At 60.6% G+C, this 16,664-nt stretch carries 15 protein-coding genes; 7 read left to right on the forward strand and 8 right to left on the reverse strand.

The features are described from left to right. Positions 1 to 3 precede the first annotated feature (3 nt). The 3 genes from ftsY to MN186_RS07040 form a co-directional block, all read right to left on the reverse strand. Positions 4 to 1,344, reverse strand: coding sequence for a signal recognition particle-docking protein FtsY (gene ftsY / locus MN186_RS07030; RefSeq protein WP_242113662.1), 1,341 nt, complete (start codon positions 1,342 to 1,344; stop codon positions 4 to 6). 71 nt (positions 1,345 to 1,415) lie between these two features. Continuing rightward, positions 1,416 to 2,051 carry a lysoplasmalogenase family protein gene (locus MN186_RS07035; RefSeq protein WP_242113663.1) on the reverse strand — a complete coding sequence of 212 codons (636 nt, stop codon included), beginning with the start codon at positions 2,049 to 2,051 and terminating at the stop codon, positions 1,416 to 1,418. Between the two features lie 116 nt (positions 2,052 to 2,167). Next, positions 2,168 to 3,853: an NAD(P)H-dependent oxidoreductase subunit E gene (locus MN186_RS07040; protein ID WP_242113664.1), complete on the reverse strand. Its 1,686-nt coding sequence runs from the start codon at positions 3,851 to 3,853 to the stop codon at positions 2,168 to 2,170. 146 nt (positions 3,854 to 3,999) lie between these two features. Here MN186_RS07040 and MN186_RS07045 point away from each other — a divergent pair, with 146 nt between their 5' ends. From MN186_RS07045 to dtd, 7 genes are all read left to right on the forward strand, one after another. Next, positions 4,000 to 5,061 (forward strand): alkane 1-monooxygenase, encoded by a 1,062-nt coding sequence (locus MN186_RS07045; RefSeq protein WP_242113665.1) that lies wholly within the window; start codon positions 4,000 to 4,002, stop codon positions 5,059 to 5,061. Positions 5,062 to 5,307: 246 nt separating this feature from the next. Then, a complete protein-coding gene (locus MN186_RS07050; protein ID WP_242113666.1) occupies positions 5,308 to 6,192 on the forward strand; it encodes a 5-bromo-4-chloroindolyl phosphate hydrolysis family protein in 885 nt (294 codons plus the stop codon). 17 nt (positions 6,193 to 6,209) lie between these two features. Continuing rightward, complete coding sequence (locus tag MN186_RS07055; protein WP_242113667.1) at positions 6,210 to 7,403, forward strand: toxic anion resistance protein; 1,194 nt, start codon at positions 6,210 to 6,212, stop codon at positions 7,401 to 7,403. A gap of 26 nt (positions 7,404 to 7,429) precedes the next feature. Beyond that, positions 7,430 to 8,383: a DUF2927 domain-containing protein gene (locus MN186_RS07060; RefSeq protein WP_242113668.1), complete on the forward strand. Its 954-nt coding sequence runs from the start codon at positions 7,430 to 7,432 to the stop codon at positions 8,381 to 8,383. Between the two features lie 27 nt (positions 8,384 to 8,410). Next, positions 8,411 to 9,535, forward strand: coding sequence for an SPFH domain-containing protein (locus MN186_RS07065; RefSeq protein ID WP_242113669.1), 1,125 nt, complete (start codon positions 8,411 to 8,413; stop codon positions 9,533 to 9,535). Between the two features lie 17 nt (positions 9,536 to 9,552). Further along, the gene (locus MN186_RS07070; protein ID WP_242113670.1) at positions 9,553 to 10,668 is read left to right on the forward strand and encodes a TFIIB-type zinc finger domain-containing protein; all 1,116 of its coding nucleotides are present in this window, start codon (positions 9,553 to 9,555) and stop codon (positions 10,666 to 10,668) included. Positions 10,669 to 10,695: 27 nt separating this feature from the next. Next, entirely contained in the window at positions 10,696 to 11,133 is a 438-nt protein-coding gene (gene dtd, locus MN186_RS07075; RefSeq protein ID WP_242113671.1) for a D-aminoacyl-tRNA deacylase, read from the forward strand. An 11-nt stretch (positions 11,134 to 11,144) separates the two neighbouring features. On the opposite strand, the gene MN186_RS07080 is transcribed toward dtd, so the two are convergent. Genes MN186_RS07080 through mreC form a run of 5 tightly spaced genes read right to left on the reverse strand, consistent with a single transcriptional unit; the run spans position 11,145 to position 16,636 of the window. Further along, entirely contained in the window at positions 11,145 to 12,077 is a 933-nt protein-coding gene (locus MN186_RS07080; RefSeq protein WP_242113672.1) for a 2-hydroxyacid dehydrogenase, read from the reverse strand. After that, complete coding sequence (gene rodA, locus MN186_RS07085; RefSeq protein WP_242113673.1) at positions 12,074 to 13,222, reverse strand: rod shape-determining protein RodA; 1,149 nt, start codon at positions 13,220 to 13,222, stop codon at positions 12,074 to 12,076. The genes MN186_RS07080 and rodA overlap by 4 nt, the downstream gene beginning before the upstream one ends. Further along, entirely contained in the window at positions 13,219 to 15,174 is a 1,956-nt protein-coding gene (gene mrdA / locus MN186_RS07090; RefSeq protein WP_242113674.1) for a penicillin-binding protein 2, read from the reverse strand. The genes rodA and mrdA overlap by 4 nt, the downstream gene beginning before the upstream one ends. Continuing rightward, a complete protein-coding gene (locus MN186_RS07095) occupies positions 15,171 to 15,710 on the reverse strand; it encodes a rod shape-determining protein MreD (protein ID WP_242113675.1) in 540 nt (179 codons plus the stop codon). Before MN186_RS07095 ends, mrdA begins: the two co-directional genes overlap by 4 nt. After that, the gene (gene mreC / locus MN186_RS07100; RefSeq protein ID WP_242113676.1) at positions 15,707 to 16,636 is read right to left on the reverse strand and encodes a rod shape-determining protein MreC; all 930 of its coding nucleotides are present in this window, start codon (positions 16,634 to 16,636) and stop codon (positions 15,707 to 15,709) included. Before mreC ends, MN186_RS07095 begins: the two co-directional genes overlap by 4 nt. Between the last annotated feature and the right edge of the window lie 28 nt (positions 16,637 to 16,664).

The following is a 16,664-nucleotide window of genomic DNA, read 5'->3' on the forward strand; positions in this document are numbered from 1 at the left end:
CCCCTAGGCCTGATCAGTAATGCCGATCAGGGCGCGGGCGAACTCTTCGGGGTCGAAGGGTGCCAGATCGTCGATCTGTTCGCCCACCCCGATGGCGTGAATCGGCAGCGCGAACTTATCGGCCAGCGCGACCAGAACGCCACCCTTGGCGGTGCCGTCCAGCTTGGTCATCACCAGCCCTGACACATCGGCAAGCTTCTGGAATGTCTCGACCTGCGACAAGGCGTTTTGACCGGTGGTCGCGTCCAGCACCAGAATGGTGTTATGCGGTGCGGTCTCGTCTTTTTTCTTGATGACGCGCACGATCTTGGCCAGCTCCTCCATCAGATCTGCTCGGTTTTGCAAGCGCCCGGCGGTATCGATCATCAGAAGGTCGGCGCCGTCGGCTTCGGCCTGTGTCATCGCATCATAAGCCAATGACGCTGGGTCGGACCCCTCAGGCGCGGTCAACACGGGCACGCCCGCCCGATCGCCCCAGACCTGCAACTGTTCGACCGCTGCGGCGCGAAATGTGTCACCGGCAGCGATTACGACCTTTTTGCCGGCCGCGGTGAATTGGCTGGCCAGCTTGCCGATGGTGGTGGTCTTGCCCGCGCCGTTTACACCCACGATCAACACAACCTGCGGGCGTTTGGAATAAAGCGGCATCGGTGCGGCGACTGTATCCATGATACGCGCAACTTCGGCGGCCAGAACAGATTTGATCTCGTCCACCGACAGTTTTCTGCCGAAATAGCTTTCCGAAATGTTGGCGGTCACACGCATCGCCGTGTCCACCCCCATATCCGAGGTGATCATCAGATCCTCAAGGCTTTCCAGCATGTCGTCGTCGACGATGCGGCGCACAACGGTCTTGGCCTCACGCCGCCCGAACATACGGCCCAGCAGGCCGGGTTTGGCGGCGGCGATGGGCGCGACCTCGGCGGCGACATCCAGCGGTGCTGGTTCGGCTTGCGCGACGGGTTCGGGTTCGGGTTCGGGTTCGGGTTCGGGTTCGGGTTCGGGTTCGGGTTCGGGTTCGGGTTCGGGTTCGGGTTCGGGTTCGGGTTCGGGTGAAATTTCGTCGACCACAACCACTTCGGCAACAGGCTCAGGCTCAGGCTCAGGCTCAGGCTCAGGCTCAGGCTCAGGCTCAGGCTCAGGCTCAGGCTCAGGCTCAGGAATTACATCGGCGGGGTCCGGGTCCCGGTCAACCTGTTCCGGCGCGTGCGTCGGGGCCGCGTCTTCTGGCGCGACATCGGCAAGCTCTTCTTCGCCGCCATCTTCAACGATCGCCTCCAGCCCTTCTTCCAGCTTGGATGACGATTTGAAAAGCCGTTCCTTGAGTTTCGAGAAAAAAGCCATGTGCGCCCTCTTGATCGCTTTCTATCCACCTAAGCCACATGGGGGCCGGATGGAAGAGCCAGCAAACGGCGTCAGCCGTGCAAACCACCCCAAAGGATCATGAACTGACCCGAGACATAGAACGCCCATACTGCATAACCCGCCCAGCTGCGGTAGCGGTAGGTTTCGGACATACGGAACAACTGCACCGCAAGGATCACGTCCGAGATTATGAACACCCCCGCGCCGACCACTGCCCAGCCGAAGGGGGCGCCAAGCGCGGACAGACCCATCAGGCCAATGATCAGCACATAGATACGCACCGGCCAACGCAACGCACCAGTGTGCGGGATCAACCATAACTCGGTCGAAACGACAAGCCCGACCAAAGCAAGCGCGGGAACCGGGTGGTTGGCAAAAGCTTCGTATAACGGAGCGTCCGCCAAGCCGCTGAAGTGCAGGATGTAAACGACGTGCGCCAACGCAAAGGCTGACAGTCCATAAAGAAACAGCGCAGCACCATCGCGCGACAGGGCAAAATCGCCCAGCGCAGACAGGAAAAGACCCGCGACCAGAAAAGCCCCGCCATTCCCAAGATAGGCCGACAGCGAGAACAGGAGGAGTGGAACTGTCTTGATCGCCGACCGGACCAAACCCACCGGCGCAGGGCTGCACGGCAGATAAGCCAATGCGGTCAAGACGCCCAAAACCATCGAAAGCTGTGTCATGAACGCCTTATACTTCCCGACCGGTTAACCAACGGTTTGCGACCGCAAAACCATTGGCCTAGCGTTGGACGACAGCAAAGGATCGGTCAAGGGTGACGCGGGCGGCGCGCGACACCCTAAACCTCGTCGGGGAAGTGTTTCATGGTTGACAGGATCGGGTTCGGCGCCGCCTGCCCCAGCCCACAGATCGAAGCATCCTGCATCACGGTGCACAACTCTTCCAGCAAGCCCTGATCCCAGCGATCAGCTTGCATCAGCTTCACCGCTTTCTCACAGCCAGATCGGCAGGGGGTGCATTGGCCGCAACTTTCGTCTTCAAAGAAACGTAGCATATTCAGCGCCGCGTCGCGCGCGCTATCCTGATCGGACAGGACCACGACCGCAGCAGACCCAATGAACGAGCCATGAGGCTGCAATGTGTCGAAATCCAGCGGGATGTCGTCCATTGACGCCGGCAACAGGCCCGAGGACGGCCCCCCCGGCTGATAGGCTTTGAAACGGTGTCCGTCGGCCATGCCCCCGCAGGCGTCGATCAGGTCTCGGATCGTGGACCCGGCGGGCAGCAGATAGACACCCGGATTGGCCACGCGACCCGAGACGGAATAGGACCGCAGCCCTTTGCGCCCATTCTTTTCGACCGAGGACAGCACCTCGCCCCCTTCGCGCAGGATACGCGCGACCCAGTGCAGGGTCTCGACGTTGTGAACCAAGGTCGGGCGGTCGAAAATACCCACCTGCGCCACGAAAGGCGGGCGGTGGCGGGGCAAGCCGCGCTTGCCTTCAATCGATTCGATCATCGCGCTTTCTTCGCCGCAGATATAGGCCCCAGCACCGCGCCGCAGGTCAATATATCCGGGCGCGACGATGCCAGCTTCTTCCAGCGCCGAAATCTCGCGCCGCAAGATTTCCAGCACGGCAGGGTATTCGTCGCGCATGTAGATAAAACAGGTTTCGGCCTCGACCGCCCAAGCTGCGATCAGCATGCCTTCCAGCATCAGATGCGGAGTACCTTCCAGATAGTAACGATCCTTGAAGGTGCCCGGCTCGCCCTCGTCGCCATTGACAGCCAGATAGCGGGGGCCATCATTTGCGCGCACGAAACCCCATTTCTTTCCCGACGGGAACCCGGCCCCACCAAGCCCGCGCAGACCGGCGTCCAACACTTGGGTCTGCACGGCCTCCCAATCGCCACCCGCGCGCAGATCTTCCAGCGTTGCGTAGCCGCCCCCGGCACGATAGGCCGCGAGGTCTTCGTAGTCTGGCAACTTGGCATGCGTATCACCCGCCGCAATCGCCGCGTGCACCTTTTCGGGCGTGGCGTGGTCGATGTGGTTGTGACCCAGTTCCAGAACCGGCGCGGCATCACAGCGCCCCATGCAGGGCGCGCGCACGACCCGTACCTTATCCGCGTCCAGCCCGTCTTCCAGCGCCTTCTGAAGCGCCTCGAACCCGGCCAGTTCGCACGACAGGCTGTCGCAAACACGGATCGTCAATGCGGGCGGAGGCGTCTCCCCTTCGCGCACCACATCAAAATGGGCATAGAAGCTGGCCACCTCGTAAACCTCGGCTTGGCCGACCTTCAACTCATGCGCCAAGGCGCGCAGATGGGCGGCAGACAAGTGGCCATAGGCGTCTTGGATCAAGTGCAAAAACTCGATCAACAGATCGCGGCGGCGCGGACGGTCCCCCAGCAGGGCCTGCACTTCCTCAAGCGCGGCGGGATCAACCTGCCGTCCCTTGGGCTTGCGCCGACCTTTGCCTTTGCCAGATTTCCAGATGCCTTTTTTCTCGCCCAACGCCATTGCGATCCCCGATTTGACCTTGATCTTACAATAGACGGGCCGGGGCGGGCGACGCCATCCAAAAGCGACATGCGCGCAGCGGATTGCGCAACTTCGGTATTTGCCCGATATTCAACACGTCACGTCCCTTGCCCGAAAAGGTGCCCATGTCCGCGATCTTATCCCATCCCTTGAAGGTCTTTGCCATCACCACGCTTTGCCCGGTTATTCTGATCGCCTTGGGGGCTGTATTCGGCGGCTGGTTTGCGGGGGCCGCGCTGATTTACATGACGCTTCTGACCCACCTGCTGGACCGGCTGATCACGCGCGTCACCCCCGCGATGGACGAGGATGAGACCGGCGATGATGCCGACGCCTTGTCGGTCGTGTTGGCAATCTGCCATTTCGGGCTTTTAGCGCTGGTGGTGTTTGCGCTGGGGGGTGGTCTTGGTCTCGGCATCGGGGCGTCGGCGATGATTTTTCTGGCGGCGGGATTGTTCTTTGGACAGGTCTCGAACTCGAACGCGCATGAACTGATACACCGCCGCGATTGGCGCTTGCGCATTTTGGGCCAATGGGTCTTTACCTCGCTTCTGTTCGGACATCACGCATCGGCACATCCGAAAGTGCACCACCGCTGGGTGGCGACACCCGACGACCCCAACACCGCGCAAGAGGGTGAAAGCTTCTATGATTTCGCGCCCCGCGCCTGGGTCGGGTCATTCACAGCAGGTTATGAAATAGAAAAGCAGATTCGCGCCCGCAGCCGAAAAATCGGGCTGAACCCGTATTACCTGTATGTGGGTGGGGCCGTTCTGATGATGGCGCTGGCCCTGTGGATTGGTGGTATCGGAGGCTTCGTGGCCTATCTTCTTCTGTCCCTTCACGCCCAAATGCAGCTGCTATTGTCCGACTATGTCCAGCATTACGGCTTGGTGCGGGATCGGCGCGGCGATGGCAGCTATGGCCCTGTTGACGCACGGCACAGTTGGAACGCGCCGCATTGGTTTTCGTCGCACCTGATGTTGAACGCACCCAGGCATTCGGACCACCACACTCACCCCTCGCGGCCCTATCCGTCACTGCATATGCCGACCCAAGATGCCGCCCCGACGCTTCCCTATTCGCTGCCCCTGATGGCTACGATCGCCCTGATCCCGCCGCTTTGGGGCCGGGTGATGGGTCGGGCGCTATACAAGTGGCGAATACAGGCGGCGCAGACCTCGTGACCCTTCGGGCAGACAATCCAACCCTTCCAAAGACTTGCCCTTTAAAACGGCTTGATTTCCGCCCGTGCACTCATATCACAACCATATCACAACAAACTCATGGCGATACGTGCCATCCGCCTCTATATTGGCGATGTTGCAGCGATCCAGAAAAGGGCCCGACGTGTCTGAAACCGGACTACAGAAAACCGCATTTTTCGTGCTTGTCGCACTGATCCTCTATGTTTCGATCACTGGGGGGGCGTAATGGTGCAGCGTTATGGTGGCACTTACAGCCCGAAAGGGTCGGATGACGGTCACACGCCCGCCGAACGCTCGCCCTATCACGGCAAAACGCGGACACGCGCGGGTGGGCGGGTGAACCTTCTGTTTCTTGCCCCGCTTCCACTGGCGTTTCTGGCGTTCTTCAGCGAACCGGGCGATTTGATCCTGCGGCTTTTGGGTTTTGGCGCGCTGATCGCTGCGGCATGGCTGACCCGCGAGGGCGTGCTGGCGCACGAAGCTTATGACGCTCGCAAGATCGCACGCCGTCCCGCCATCCCGCGCAAGATTTTCGGGGCCGCCCTGACCGGGCTGGGCCTGTTTCTGGCCGGGTCCGTTGATGGCGCGCCCCTGATCGCGGCCGGACTGGGCGCACTAGGCGCAGGGCTGCACCTGTTTTCCTTCGGGCTGGACCCGCTGACCCACAAGGGCATGGACGACATCGACACGTTCCAGACCGACCGTGTGGCCCGTGCCGTGACCGAGGCCGAAAAGCACCTGCGCACCATGCAACAGGAAATCGAGCGGACCAAGGACCGGCACCTGAAGGACCGGCTGGACAGGTTCATCACGACTGCCCGCGACATGTTCCGCACGGTCGAAGATGACCCCCGCGACCTGACCGCGGCGCGCAAGTACCTGGGCGTCTATCTTCTGGGCGCCCGCGATGCGACGACCAAATTCGTTGATATCTACATGCGCGACCCCAGCGGAACGGCACGCGCGGACTATGAAACCCTGCTGGATGACCTTGAGGCGAATTTCACCGCCCGCACCCGACAACTTTTAAACGACAACCGCACCGATCTTGATGTTGAAATCGAGGTGTTGCGTGAAAGATTGGCGCGCGAAGGCGTGCAGACTGATTAAATTGCAAGGATTTTCCAATGAGTGAAACAACACGCCAAAAGGCCGAAGCGGCCCTGAAAGAAATCGAAGATGTGACCGCCATCGTGCTGCCCGAACCAGCAGGAGAGTTGGTGCCTCTGGAAAAAGCCGACAAGAAAAACACCGCCGAAATCGAAAAACGGATGGCTGAGATCGACATCGAAAACACCCAGTCGATCATTGAATTCGGGTCCGCCGCGCAGGCCGAATTGCAAGTGATCAGCCAAGACATGCTGGCCGGTGTGCGTAACAAGGATGTTGGCCCGGCGGGCGACAGCCTGCGAGGTATCGTTACCACGATCCGGGGCTTTTCGATCAGTGAACTGGACATGCGCCGCAAGCGCAGCTGGTGGGAAAAGCTTTTGGGTCGCATGGCCCCCGCGGCCAAGTTCATGGCGCGTTACGAAGGTGTGCAAGAGCAGATCGACAGCATCACCGATAACCTGCTGGGCCATGAGCATACGTTGCTGAAAGACATTAAGTCGCTGGACAAGCTCTATGAAAAGACGCTGGAGTTCTATGATGAGCTTGCGCTTTATATCGCGGCGGGCGAAGCGAAACTGACCCAACTGGACGACGTCGTCATCGCCGCCAAGGAAACCGAGGTCGCCAATGCCCCCGAAGATCAGGGTGTCATCAAGGCGCAAGAGCTGCGCGATCTGCGTGCCGCGCGCGACGATCTGGAACGTCGGGTGCATGACCTGAAGCTGACGCGACAGGTGACGATGCAATCCCTGCCCTCGATCCGGCTGGTGCAGGAAAACGACAAGTCACTGGTGACCAAAATCAATTCGACGCTGGTGAACACCGTGCCGCTGTGGGAAACCCAACTGGCACAGGCGGTGACAATCCAACGCTCGGCCGAGGCCGCTGTGGCCGTAAAATCCGCCACCGACCTGACGAATGAGCTTTTGACAGCAAACGCGGAAAATCTGCAAGAAGCCAACCGCCAAGTGCGCACGGAAATGGAACGCAGCGTCTTTGATATCGAGGCGGTGAAATCCGCCAACGCGACCCTGATCGCCACGATCGAAGAAAGCCTGGCCATTGCCGACGAAGGCAAAGCAAAACGGGCCGCAGCGGAAGAAGAACTGGTCAAGATGGAAGCGGAGTTGAAAGACACATTGGCTGCCGCGACCGCACATGGCACTGCGTCGGCGCATAACATGGCCGGCGCCGTGCCGCGCAGCTGATCGCACAAGGCCGAAAAGGGGACGGAATGCCACGCAATGCTTTGATCATGGCAACCGGGCTGCTGGCCGCTGGGCTGGCGCTATCGGCCTGCCAAACCGTGGGACCGGCGGGCACAGGATTGACTCGTTCCCCCTTGCCCAAACCGCGTGCGGCGGCTTTGCCCATCACGCCCAGTGCGGAAAGCAAGGCGCTTGAGGGGTATTACGCCCGCGTGCAGCGCAGCCTTCTGACACAGGGTCTGCTGCGCACCGATGGGGGCGGGGCGGACGTGCCTTTCAGCGCCGCGATGCTGGCCCGCAACTTCGAACGGATCGCGTTTTATAAGGAATATTCGCCATCTGGCGGGCGGCTCGTGGCGCGTGAAAGCCCCTCGCGCCTGACGCGTTGGCTAAAGCCTGTGCGCATTCAGGTGCATTTCGGTGCTTCGGTGTCGGACGAAAACAAAGCCCACGACCAGACCGTCCTGACCAACTACGTCCGCAGGCTGGGCCGCATCACCGGCCACCCGATCAGCTTGACCAAGGGCCGTGGCAATTTTCACGTCTACGTCATGAACGAGGATGAGCGAAAAGCCTTCGGGCCCGAACTGCAACGCATTGTGCCCGGCATCAGCGCGCCCAGTCAACGCGCGGTGATCAATATGCCGCGCGACACCTATTGCCTGGTCTTCGGGCGCGACCCTGTCGACAACGGCCAGTTCGAACAGGCCGTCGCCATCATCCGCAGCGAACACCCCAAACTGATGCGCACATCGTGCATCCATGAAGAGGTCGCACAGGGACTTGGTCTGTCCAATGATAGCCCGCTGGCGCGCCCGTCGATCTTCAATGACGACGAAGAATTTGGCCTGCTGACCACGCATGACGAATATCTGCTTCAGATGCTTTATGACGACCGCCTGCGGCCCAACATGACCGCCGACGAGGCGCGTCCAATCATCCGGAAGATGGCAGCCGAACTGATTGGCAGCGCCGTTTGACCAACACCTTAGAAAGAGAGCGTTATCATGGGAATTTTTGATTTTCTGACAGGTGAGTTCATCGACGTCATTCATTGGGTCGACGATACACGTGACACACTGGTTTGGCGGTTCGAACGCGAGGGGCACGAGATCAAATACGGCGCCAAGCTGACCGTGCGCGAAGGGCAAGCGGCGGTGTTCGTACATGAAGGGCAGTTGGCAGATGTATTCACTCCCGGCCTTTACATGCTGGAAACCAACAACATGCCGATCCTGACCACGATCAACCACTGGGATCATGGCTTCAAGTCTCCGTTCAAGTCGGAAATCTATTTCGTCAGCACCACCCGTTTCAACGACCTGAAATGGGGCACCAAGAACCCGATCATGCTGCGCGACCCCGAATTCGGCCCCACCCGTATCCGCGCCTATGGCACCTACAGTGTGCGCGTGTCCGACCCCGCGAAGTTTCTGGTCGAAATCGTCGGCACGGATGGCGAATTCACAATGGACGAAATCAGCTTTCAAATCCGCAATATCATCGTGCAGGCCTTCAGCCGCGTGATTGCGGGGGCCGGCATTCCGGTTCTGGACATGGCTGCCAATACCGCCGATCTGGGTGCGCTGATCGCCACCGAAATCTCGGGGATCGTGGCGGAATATGGCCTGATCATCCCGGAATTCTATATCGAAAACATCTCGCTGCCCCCGGCGGTCGAGGCTGCGTTGGACAAGCGCACGTCGATGGGCATTGCGGGCGACCTGGGCGCGTTCACGCAGTATTCCGCTGCCGAAGCCATGACCGCTGCCGCGCAGAACCCCAACGGAGGTGGCGGCATGGGCGCCGGTCTTGGTATGGGGCTGGGCATGGCGATGGCTGGCCAGATGGCGCAATCGGGGCCGTGGGGCGGGGCGCCTGCTGCAACCGCGCCCGCCAAAAGCACCCCGCCGCCCCCGCCACCGGTCGAACGCGTGTGGCATATCGCTGATGATGGCGAAACCAAGGGGCCATTTTCCAAGGCCGCAATGGGGCGCATGGCGGCATTGGGTGGTGTGACGCGTGATAGCCATGTCTGGACCCCCGGCCAAGACGGCTGGATGCGCGCCGAAGATGTGGCCGAGCTGGCACAGCTGTTCACCGTTCTGCCACCGCCCCCACCCGGCGCCTGACGCAAGGGACCGATCCGATGGCTTTCCCACGTGAAGATGCTCAAGCGGTGTTGGAAGAGCACCGCTTTCCCTGCGACAAATGCGGTGCGGATCTGCGGTTCGATCCCGAACGCAATCTGCTGACCTGCGACCATTGCGGCAATCAGCAGCCCATCGACGACCAGATCACCACGGCGCCCGTCATCCGCGAACTGGACCTACAAAGCGCCCTGGCCCAGCACCTGCCGGATACCGAGGTCGAGGTGGCGCGCGTCGTCACCTGCCCCAACTGCGCCGCGCTGATCGAATTTGACGGCGATACCCATGCCGACGAATGCCCCTTCTGCGCAACGCCCGTCGTCACCGACACCGGCACGCACCGGCGATACAAGCCCAAAGGCGTCGCCCCGTTTGAAATTCGCGAACGTGATGCCCACAAGGCCATGACTGATTGGTTGGGACGGTTGTGGTTTGCCCCCAACGGGTTGCGCGCCTATGCCCGCAAGGGGCGCAAGATGACGGGAGTTTATGTGCCCTATTGGACCTTCGATGCGAATACGCGCACCAGCTATCACGGCCAGCGCGGCACTGTGCATGAAAGCGTGCGCACCGTCACCGTCAACGGCGAGCGGCGGCAGAAACGAACGCAACATGTCAAATGGCAGGCGGTGACGGGCCGTGTCGCCCGATTGTTCGACGATGTTCTGGTGCTGGCCTCACGCGGACTGCCGAAAGCCTATACCGATGCGTTGGAGCCGTGGGATTTGTCACGGCTTGAGCCGTACCGCCCCGAATATCTGGCCGGGTTTCAAGCCGAAGGCTATACTGTCGATTTGGAACAGGGCTTCAGCGAGGCGCGTGATTACATGAACCGGATCATCCAGCGCGATGTGAAATTCGACATCGGCGGCGACCGCCAGCGCGTCACCTCTATGGACACCAAACTGTCCGACGTCACCTTCAAACACATCCTGCTACCGGTCTGGCTGGCCGCCTATAAATACCGCGGCAAAACATACCGCTTTGTCGTGAACGGGCAGAACGGCAAGGTGCAGGGCGAACGCCCCTATTCGGCCTGGAAGATCGCGTTTGCCGTTGTTTTGGGGCTGATTGCCGCGGCCATCATCGGCTATCTGTCCGCACAAAGCCAGTAAGAGGCGCCCACAACCGGAGAGGCCGATATGAGAGCTCTGATCCAACGAGTCAGCGAAGCTGCCGTCCACGTCGACGAAACCTTGATCGGCCACACTGGACCGGGCCTTTTGATCCTTGTCTGCGCGATAGATGGGGATGGCCACGCCAACGCCGATGCGCTGGCCGCCAAGATATCCAAGTTGCGGATATTCCAGGATGATGCGGGCAAGATGAACCGATCCCTGATCGACACCGGCGGCGGTGCGCTGGTGATCAGCCAGTTCACGCTGGCCGCCGACACATCGCGCGGGAACCGTCCGGGATTTTCGACCGCCGCCCCCCCGGCCGAGGGTGAAAGGCTTTACAATCATTTCGCGGACGCCCTGCGCGGTCTTGGCATCGCAACCCAGCAGGGGCAGTTCGGCGCGGATATGAAAGTCTCGCTGGTCAATGACGGGCCGGTGACGATCTGGCTTGAGATATAGCCGCCCGCGCGTCAGTAGCCCACCGCCCGGTCCACCAGATGCAAGAACGGCTCGTCCGCCTCGCCCCTTCGGATGTTTTCGGCGATCACTCGCGCCGCTGTGGCAGGGCGTGTGTCTGACGCAATATGCGGTGTCACGGTCACGTTGGGATGCGCCCAATAGGGGTGATCATCCGGCAGCGGCTCGACCCGGAATACGTCAAGAGTGGCGTGGCCGATCTGACCCGCATCCAGCGCCGCAAGAAGCGCCACATCATCGATCAGCGGGCCGCGTCCGGGGTTTATGATCACCGCGCCTTTGGGCATCTGCGCAAACCGGACAGCGTTCAACAAGTTCTTGGTCTGTGCTGTGGCCGGCAGCAGCAGAACCAGAATATCGGCGCAACCCAACACCGTCTGCAACCCGGCCTCGCCGCTGAAACTCTCCACACCATCGATCTGCTTGGGTGTGCGGCTCCACCCCACAACGTTGAAGTTCAACGCGCGCAGTGCTTGCGCCGCCGTCGCCCCCAAGGCGCCCAACCCCAGCACTCCTACCGTGCGGTCGCGCGCCAAGGGCGGGGCGGGGCAGTTCCAGATCGGCTGGGTGCGATGGATATAAGTGTCCATCCCAAGATGGTGGCGCAGCACATGGCCCGTGACCCATTCGGTCATGCCTTCGGTCAGCCCGTCGTCAACCATGCGGGTATAGGGCTGCGTCAGGCTTGGATTGCCCACTACCTTCTCGACCCCTGCCCACAGGCCAAGCACCGCCTTGGCGCGGGTGAAAGGTGTAAAATCCTGCACCGGCCCGTTGGGCGCATAGACGATGTAATCTACATCGGTCGCCGCAATATCAGGCGACAAATGCGCGGTGATACCTAGATCGGCCAACGCCCCGCTTAGCTCGGCGTCATAAACCGGCCACTGCGCCGGGTTGCCTGCGTAAAGAACTTTCACACTCATCTTTTCTGCCTTGCCCTATGAACATGTGCGCTTTGCACCAGACCGAACCCCACCAACAATACCAGCATCGCCGATCCGCCGTAGCTGACCAGAGGCAACGGCACACCCACGACAGGCGCCAGCCCCATCACCATCGACATATTCACCGCGAAGAACAAAAAGAATGTGATCGCCACACCTAGAATCAGAAGCGAGCTGAAACGATCCTTGTTCTGCAATGCCGCCGCAATGCAGAATGCCAGGATCAACACGTAAAGCGCCAGAAGCGATGCACCGCCAAGAAAGCCAAGTTCCTCGGCCAGTGTGGTGAAAATGAAATCAGTTTGTTTTTCCGGCAGAAAGTTCAGCCGCGATTGCGTGCCCTGCATGAACCCGCGGCCGGTCCAGCCACCGGACCCCAGCGCAATCTTGGATTGCGTGATGTGATACCCCGCCCCCAATGGATCGGTGGATGGGTCAAGAAACGTGTCGATGCGGCGATACTGGTAGTCTTTCAGCAACTGCCAATCGGTGCCGCGCGACATGAAAACAGACGTCACCAAGCCAATCCCCGCAGAGAAGACGATACCGAAATACCAAAGGCTGACACCCGCCAGAAACATAATTGCGCCCCCGCCCATCAATAACAGGATGGCGGTCCCAAGGTCTGGTTGCTTCAACACAAGCGCGGTTGGCAGAAGGATCAGGATGATCGGCAAAAGCACCCAAAACGGGCGAGAAACCTTCTTGATATCCAGCCAATCGTAGTAGGCCGCAAGGATCATCACCAAAGTGATCTTGGATAGCTCGGACGGTTGCAGGCGGATGAAGCCAAGGTCAATCCACCGCTGCGCCCCCATCCCTGTTGCACCGATGAATTCCACCAGCACCAGCAGCACCAGCGAGATGATATAGCCCAGCCCGGCCATGTTGCGCCAAAACCAGATCGGCACCATCGCAATGGCGAACATCAATGCCATGCCAAGGGCAAAGCGTTTCATCTGGGGCGCCGCCCACGGCTCCATGCTGCCGCCCGCGACGGAATAGAGCATCAGGAAGCCCATGCAGGCAACCGCCGTCAGCAAGAGTACAAGGAACCAGTTAAGATACAGCACCTTGCGCAGGCCTGTGGGCACATATTTGACATGATATTCAAGATAGCTCATGCCCGGTCACTTCCGTCCACGAAGCGTTCGACGGGGGGGCGGCGCAGCAGTTCTTCGACGTCGCGTTGCCGCGACCGGATCGTGCCGCGCTGGCTAGAGGGATACGCCTCAAGCGGCGGAGGACCATCATAGATGGTTTGAAGCAGAATATCGCGCGCAATCGGCGCGGCCGCCGTGGACCCGCCACCGCCGTGTTCAACCACCACCGACACCGCATATCGCGGCGCCTCGGCGGGGGCATAGCAGACAAACAGCGCATGGTCGCGCCGGTTCCACGGCAGGTCTTCGTTGCGGCTGACCCCGCGCGCGCGCTCGGCCTTTGTGATGTTGCGCACCTGGCTGGTGCCGGTCTTGCCGGCCATGCGCAGCCCATCGGCCACGATTTTAGATCGACCGCCAGTGCCGCGCTTGGCGTTCACAACCTGATACATCCCTTGCCGGATCAGCCCGAGGTTCTGCGCACCTATGCCCAGAAGCCCGTCATTACGGATCGGCTGCTCGACCCCGTTGATCGCGCGCACCAAGCGTGGCGCAATCGCCTGCCCTGTTGCGATGCGCGCCGTCATCACCGCCAGTTGCAGCGGCGAGGTCAGGACGAAGCCCTGTCCAATGCCCGCGTTCAGACTGTCGCCAATCACCCAATCCGCGCCTCGGGCTTGTCTTTTCCATGCTTTGTCAGGGATAAGCCCCTCGGCCACGGCGGACAGGGGAAGGTCGTGGCGTTCCCCCAACCCAAGACGACGCGCCATCGCCGCGATCTTTTCGATCCCGACCCGCTGGGCGATGTCGTAATAATACACATCGCAGCTTTCCCGCAAACTTTTGGTCAAATCCACTTTGCCGTGACCGGCGCGTTTCCAGCAGTGGAAGCGCCGCTTGTGGACTTCAAGATGCCCATAGCATTGGACGGTTTCGCCGGGGCTGATCACCCCTTCTTCAAGCGCCGCCAGTGCCGTGACCATCTTGAAAACCGACCCGGGCGGATAGGTGCCCTGCGCCGGTTTTGCCGCCAAGGGGCGATAAGGGTCATTCAGAAGCGCGTTATAGTCGGTACTGGAAATCCCACGCACAAATTTGTTTGGGTCAAAGGACGGGGCCGAGCCGATTGCCAGAAGGTCGCCGGTCTGCGTGTCCATCACGACCGCCGCCGCACTTTCACGCGCCATGCGTGCCTGCACATAAGCCTGCAAATCGGCATTTACCGTTAGCTGGATGTTGTCGCCCGCCTGCCCCTCTGCCCGGCCCAGTTCGCGCATTTCGCGCCCCATGGCGTTGACCTCGACCTCGCGGGTGCCAGCAGCGCCACGTAAGGGCATTTCCAACTTGGCTTCGACGCCGCTTTTGCCGATCTGGAAGCGCGGGATTTGCAGCAAAGGGTTTGGGTCTTCGAGCTTGTCCAAATCATAGTCCGACACCGGCCCGACATAGCCCACAACATGGGCAAAATCGGCTGATCGAGGATAGATGCGGGACAGTCCGACCTCGGGTGTAATGCCAGGCAGGACAGGTGCATTGACCGCCACCTCGGCCACCTCGCTCCATGCTACCCGGTCTGCGACCGTCACTGGTACGAAAGAACTGCGGCGCTTCATCTCATCCAGAATGCGCGCGACTTCGTCATCATCAATCCAGACGATTTTGCGCAAACGGTTCAGAACACGCGCCGGATCACCTGCATCTTCGCGCACCAAAACGATGCGATAATTCTGTTCGTTGCCAGCAATCAGTTGACCGTTGCGGTCATGTATCAACCCGCGCGATGGCGGGATAAGTTCGAACTTGATGCGGTTTTCTTCGGCAAGTGTGCGATATTCCTCGGTCTGGTCGACCTGCATGAAGCGCATCCGGCCAACCAGAATGGCAGCGAACGACACCTGCAACCCACCCAGAAACAGACCCCGGCGGGTAATGCCGCGGGCGCTTTTCTCGGTGTCTATCGGGGATCGTTTCATGCCGCCTGCCTCGCGATTGCGTCATCACCTGGTTGTAGCTTGCGAATACCCAGCACATAGGTCGTGACAAACACGACCAGCGGATAGACCGACGCGGTCGAGATCAGCTGCATCAGCGACCGCCCAAGCGGCAGTTGGTCAACAAAAAATACGGTCAACATCAGGCGCTGCCCGACCAGCATTGCCAGCAGCACCATCGCAACCAACCCCCATTCCAACAGAAAGTGCCGTTCCCGCAGCCGGGATTCGCGCCGTCTGAGAAACTCGGACCCCGCCACCACCATCAGGGGCCAAACACCGGGCACGCGCAAAAGCAGCATGTCCATGATGAAAAACAAAACGGCGACAAGCACGACCGGCACGTAATCGGGACGCCGCAGTACCCAAGCCAAAGTGAACGCTAGAACGATATCGGGCCCGGGCACGCGTCCCGGTGTCAGGTCAATCGGCAACAGGCGGGCAAACAATACCACCGCCGCAATCCCGACCAAGGTCAACGAAAACAACCAGCGCATAAGGGTCAGGCGGTCGGTCATCCGTCACCCCCTTCTGCAACTGGCAGGTCGGGCGCGGCGTCAGCCTCGGCGTCCAGCGCCGGCGCAGGGGTCGAGACGATCAGCGCCCCGTCATCATCCACCTTCTCGCCGGGGTGGCTGCGCAGGACGCGCAGGAACTCCAGCCGTTCATAGTCAGCGGACAGGCGCACCCGCAACCGCCTGTCCGTACCCATCGCAACATGGCCTACCAAAAGCCCCGCCGGAAAAACGCCGCCATCGCCGGATGACACGACACGGTCGCCGGGGCGCACCTTCTCTGGCGCCTCAAGAAAATCAATGGGGGGGGCTGCGCTGTTGTCGCCAGCCAAAAGCGCGCTCTGGCCCGAGGGCTGCACCATGATCGGCACCCGGCTGTTGCTGTCAGTCAGCAAGATCACGCGGCTGGTCCGTTGCCCGACGCCCGAAATGCGACCTGCCAGCCCCAGCCCGTCGGTCGTGGCCCAACCGTCAATGATCCCGTCCCGTGCGCCCACGTTCAGCAGCACCGATTGCCGAAAGGGCGAGCCACTGTCAGCCAAGACGACGCCCGTAACGAACGAAAGCTGCGCATCCAGCCGCACATTGTTCAGGTTCAGAAGCTGCGCGTTTTCCTGTTCCAACTGCAAAGCGGCCTCTTTCCAGGCTTTCATCTGCTGCAATTCGCGCCGCAATTCCTGGTTCTGGTCGTAAATCCGTTGATAGGACTGGAAATCCTCGACCATGCCGACCATGCGGGTGACAGGGACCAGCGCCCAGTCGAAGCTTGGCACGACGTGGTCGACAAGGTTTGCGCGGAACCGTTCGACGCGCGGGCTGTCAATGCGCCAGACCAGAAAGACAAGGAACAGGCACACCATGACCATTCCGACAAGCAGCCTGCGCAGGGGCCGGGCGTAGATGTCGCTTTGATTGGTCTTCTTTGCCAAGAATGGCCTCCGGTTCCTTTAGACGAGA

It is taken from the genome of Aliiroseovarius sediminis, assembly GCF_022678485.1.
Taxonomy (GTDB): Bacteria; Pseudomonadota; Alphaproteobacteria; order Rhodobacterales; family Rhodobacteraceae; genus Aliiroseovarius; species Aliiroseovarius sediminis.

Excerpts from the sequence above, each read along its gene's own strand:
- ftsY (WP_242113662.1), bottom strand. The coding sequence starts at position 1,344 with ATGGCTTTTTTCTCGAAACTCAAGGAACGGCTTTTCAAATCGTCATCC.
- MN186_RS07035 (WP_242113663.1), bottom strand. The coding sequence starts at position 2,051 with ATGACACAGCTTTCGATGGTTTTGGGCGTCTTGACCGCATTGGCTTAT.
- MN186_RS07040 (WP_242113664.1), bottom strand. The coding sequence starts at position 3,853 with ATGGCGTTGGGCGAGAAAAAAGGCATCTGGAAATCTGGCAAAGGCAAA.
- MN186_RS07045 (WP_242113665.1), top strand. The coding sequence starts at position 4,000 with ATGTCCGCGATCTTATCCCATCCCTTGAAGGTCTTTGCCATCACCACG.
- MN186_RS07050 (WP_242113666.1), top strand. The coding sequence starts at position 5,308 with ATGGTGCAGCGTTATGGTGGCACTTACAGCCCGAAAGGGTCGGATGAC.
- MN186_RS07055 (WP_242113667.1), top strand. The coding sequence starts at position 6,210 with ATGAGTGAAACAACACGCCAAAAGGCCGAAGCGGCCCTGAAAGAAATC.
- MN186_RS07060 (WP_242113668.1), top strand. The coding sequence starts at position 7,430 with ATGCCACGCAATGCTTTGATCATGGCAACCGGGCTGCTGGCCGCTGGG.
- MN186_RS07065 (WP_242113669.1), top strand. The coding sequence starts at position 8,411 with ATGGGAATTTTTGATTTTCTGACAGGTGAGTTCATCGACGTCATTCAT.
- MN186_RS07070 (WP_242113670.1), top strand. The coding sequence starts at position 9,553 with ATGGCTTTCCCACGTGAAGATGCTCAAGCGGTGTTGGAAGAGCACCGC.
- dtd (WP_242113671.1), top strand. The coding sequence starts at position 10,696 with ATGAGAGCTCTGATCCAACGAGTCAGCGAAGCTGCCGTCCACGTCGAC.
- MN186_RS07080 (WP_242113672.1), bottom strand. The coding sequence starts at position 12,077 with ATGAGTGTGAAAGTTCTTTACGCAGGCAACCCGGCGCAGTGGCCGGTT.
- rodA (WP_242113673.1), bottom strand. The coding sequence starts at position 13,222 with ATGAGCTATCTTGAATATCATGTCAAATATGTGCCCACAGGCCTGCGC.
- mrdA (WP_242113674.1), bottom strand. The coding sequence starts at position 15,174 with ATGAAACGATCCCCGATAGACACCGAGAAAAGCGCCCGCGGCATTACC.
- MN186_RS07095 (WP_242113675.1), bottom strand. The coding sequence starts at position 15,710 with ATGACCGACCGCCTGACCCTTATGCGCTGGTTGTTTTCGTTGACCTTG.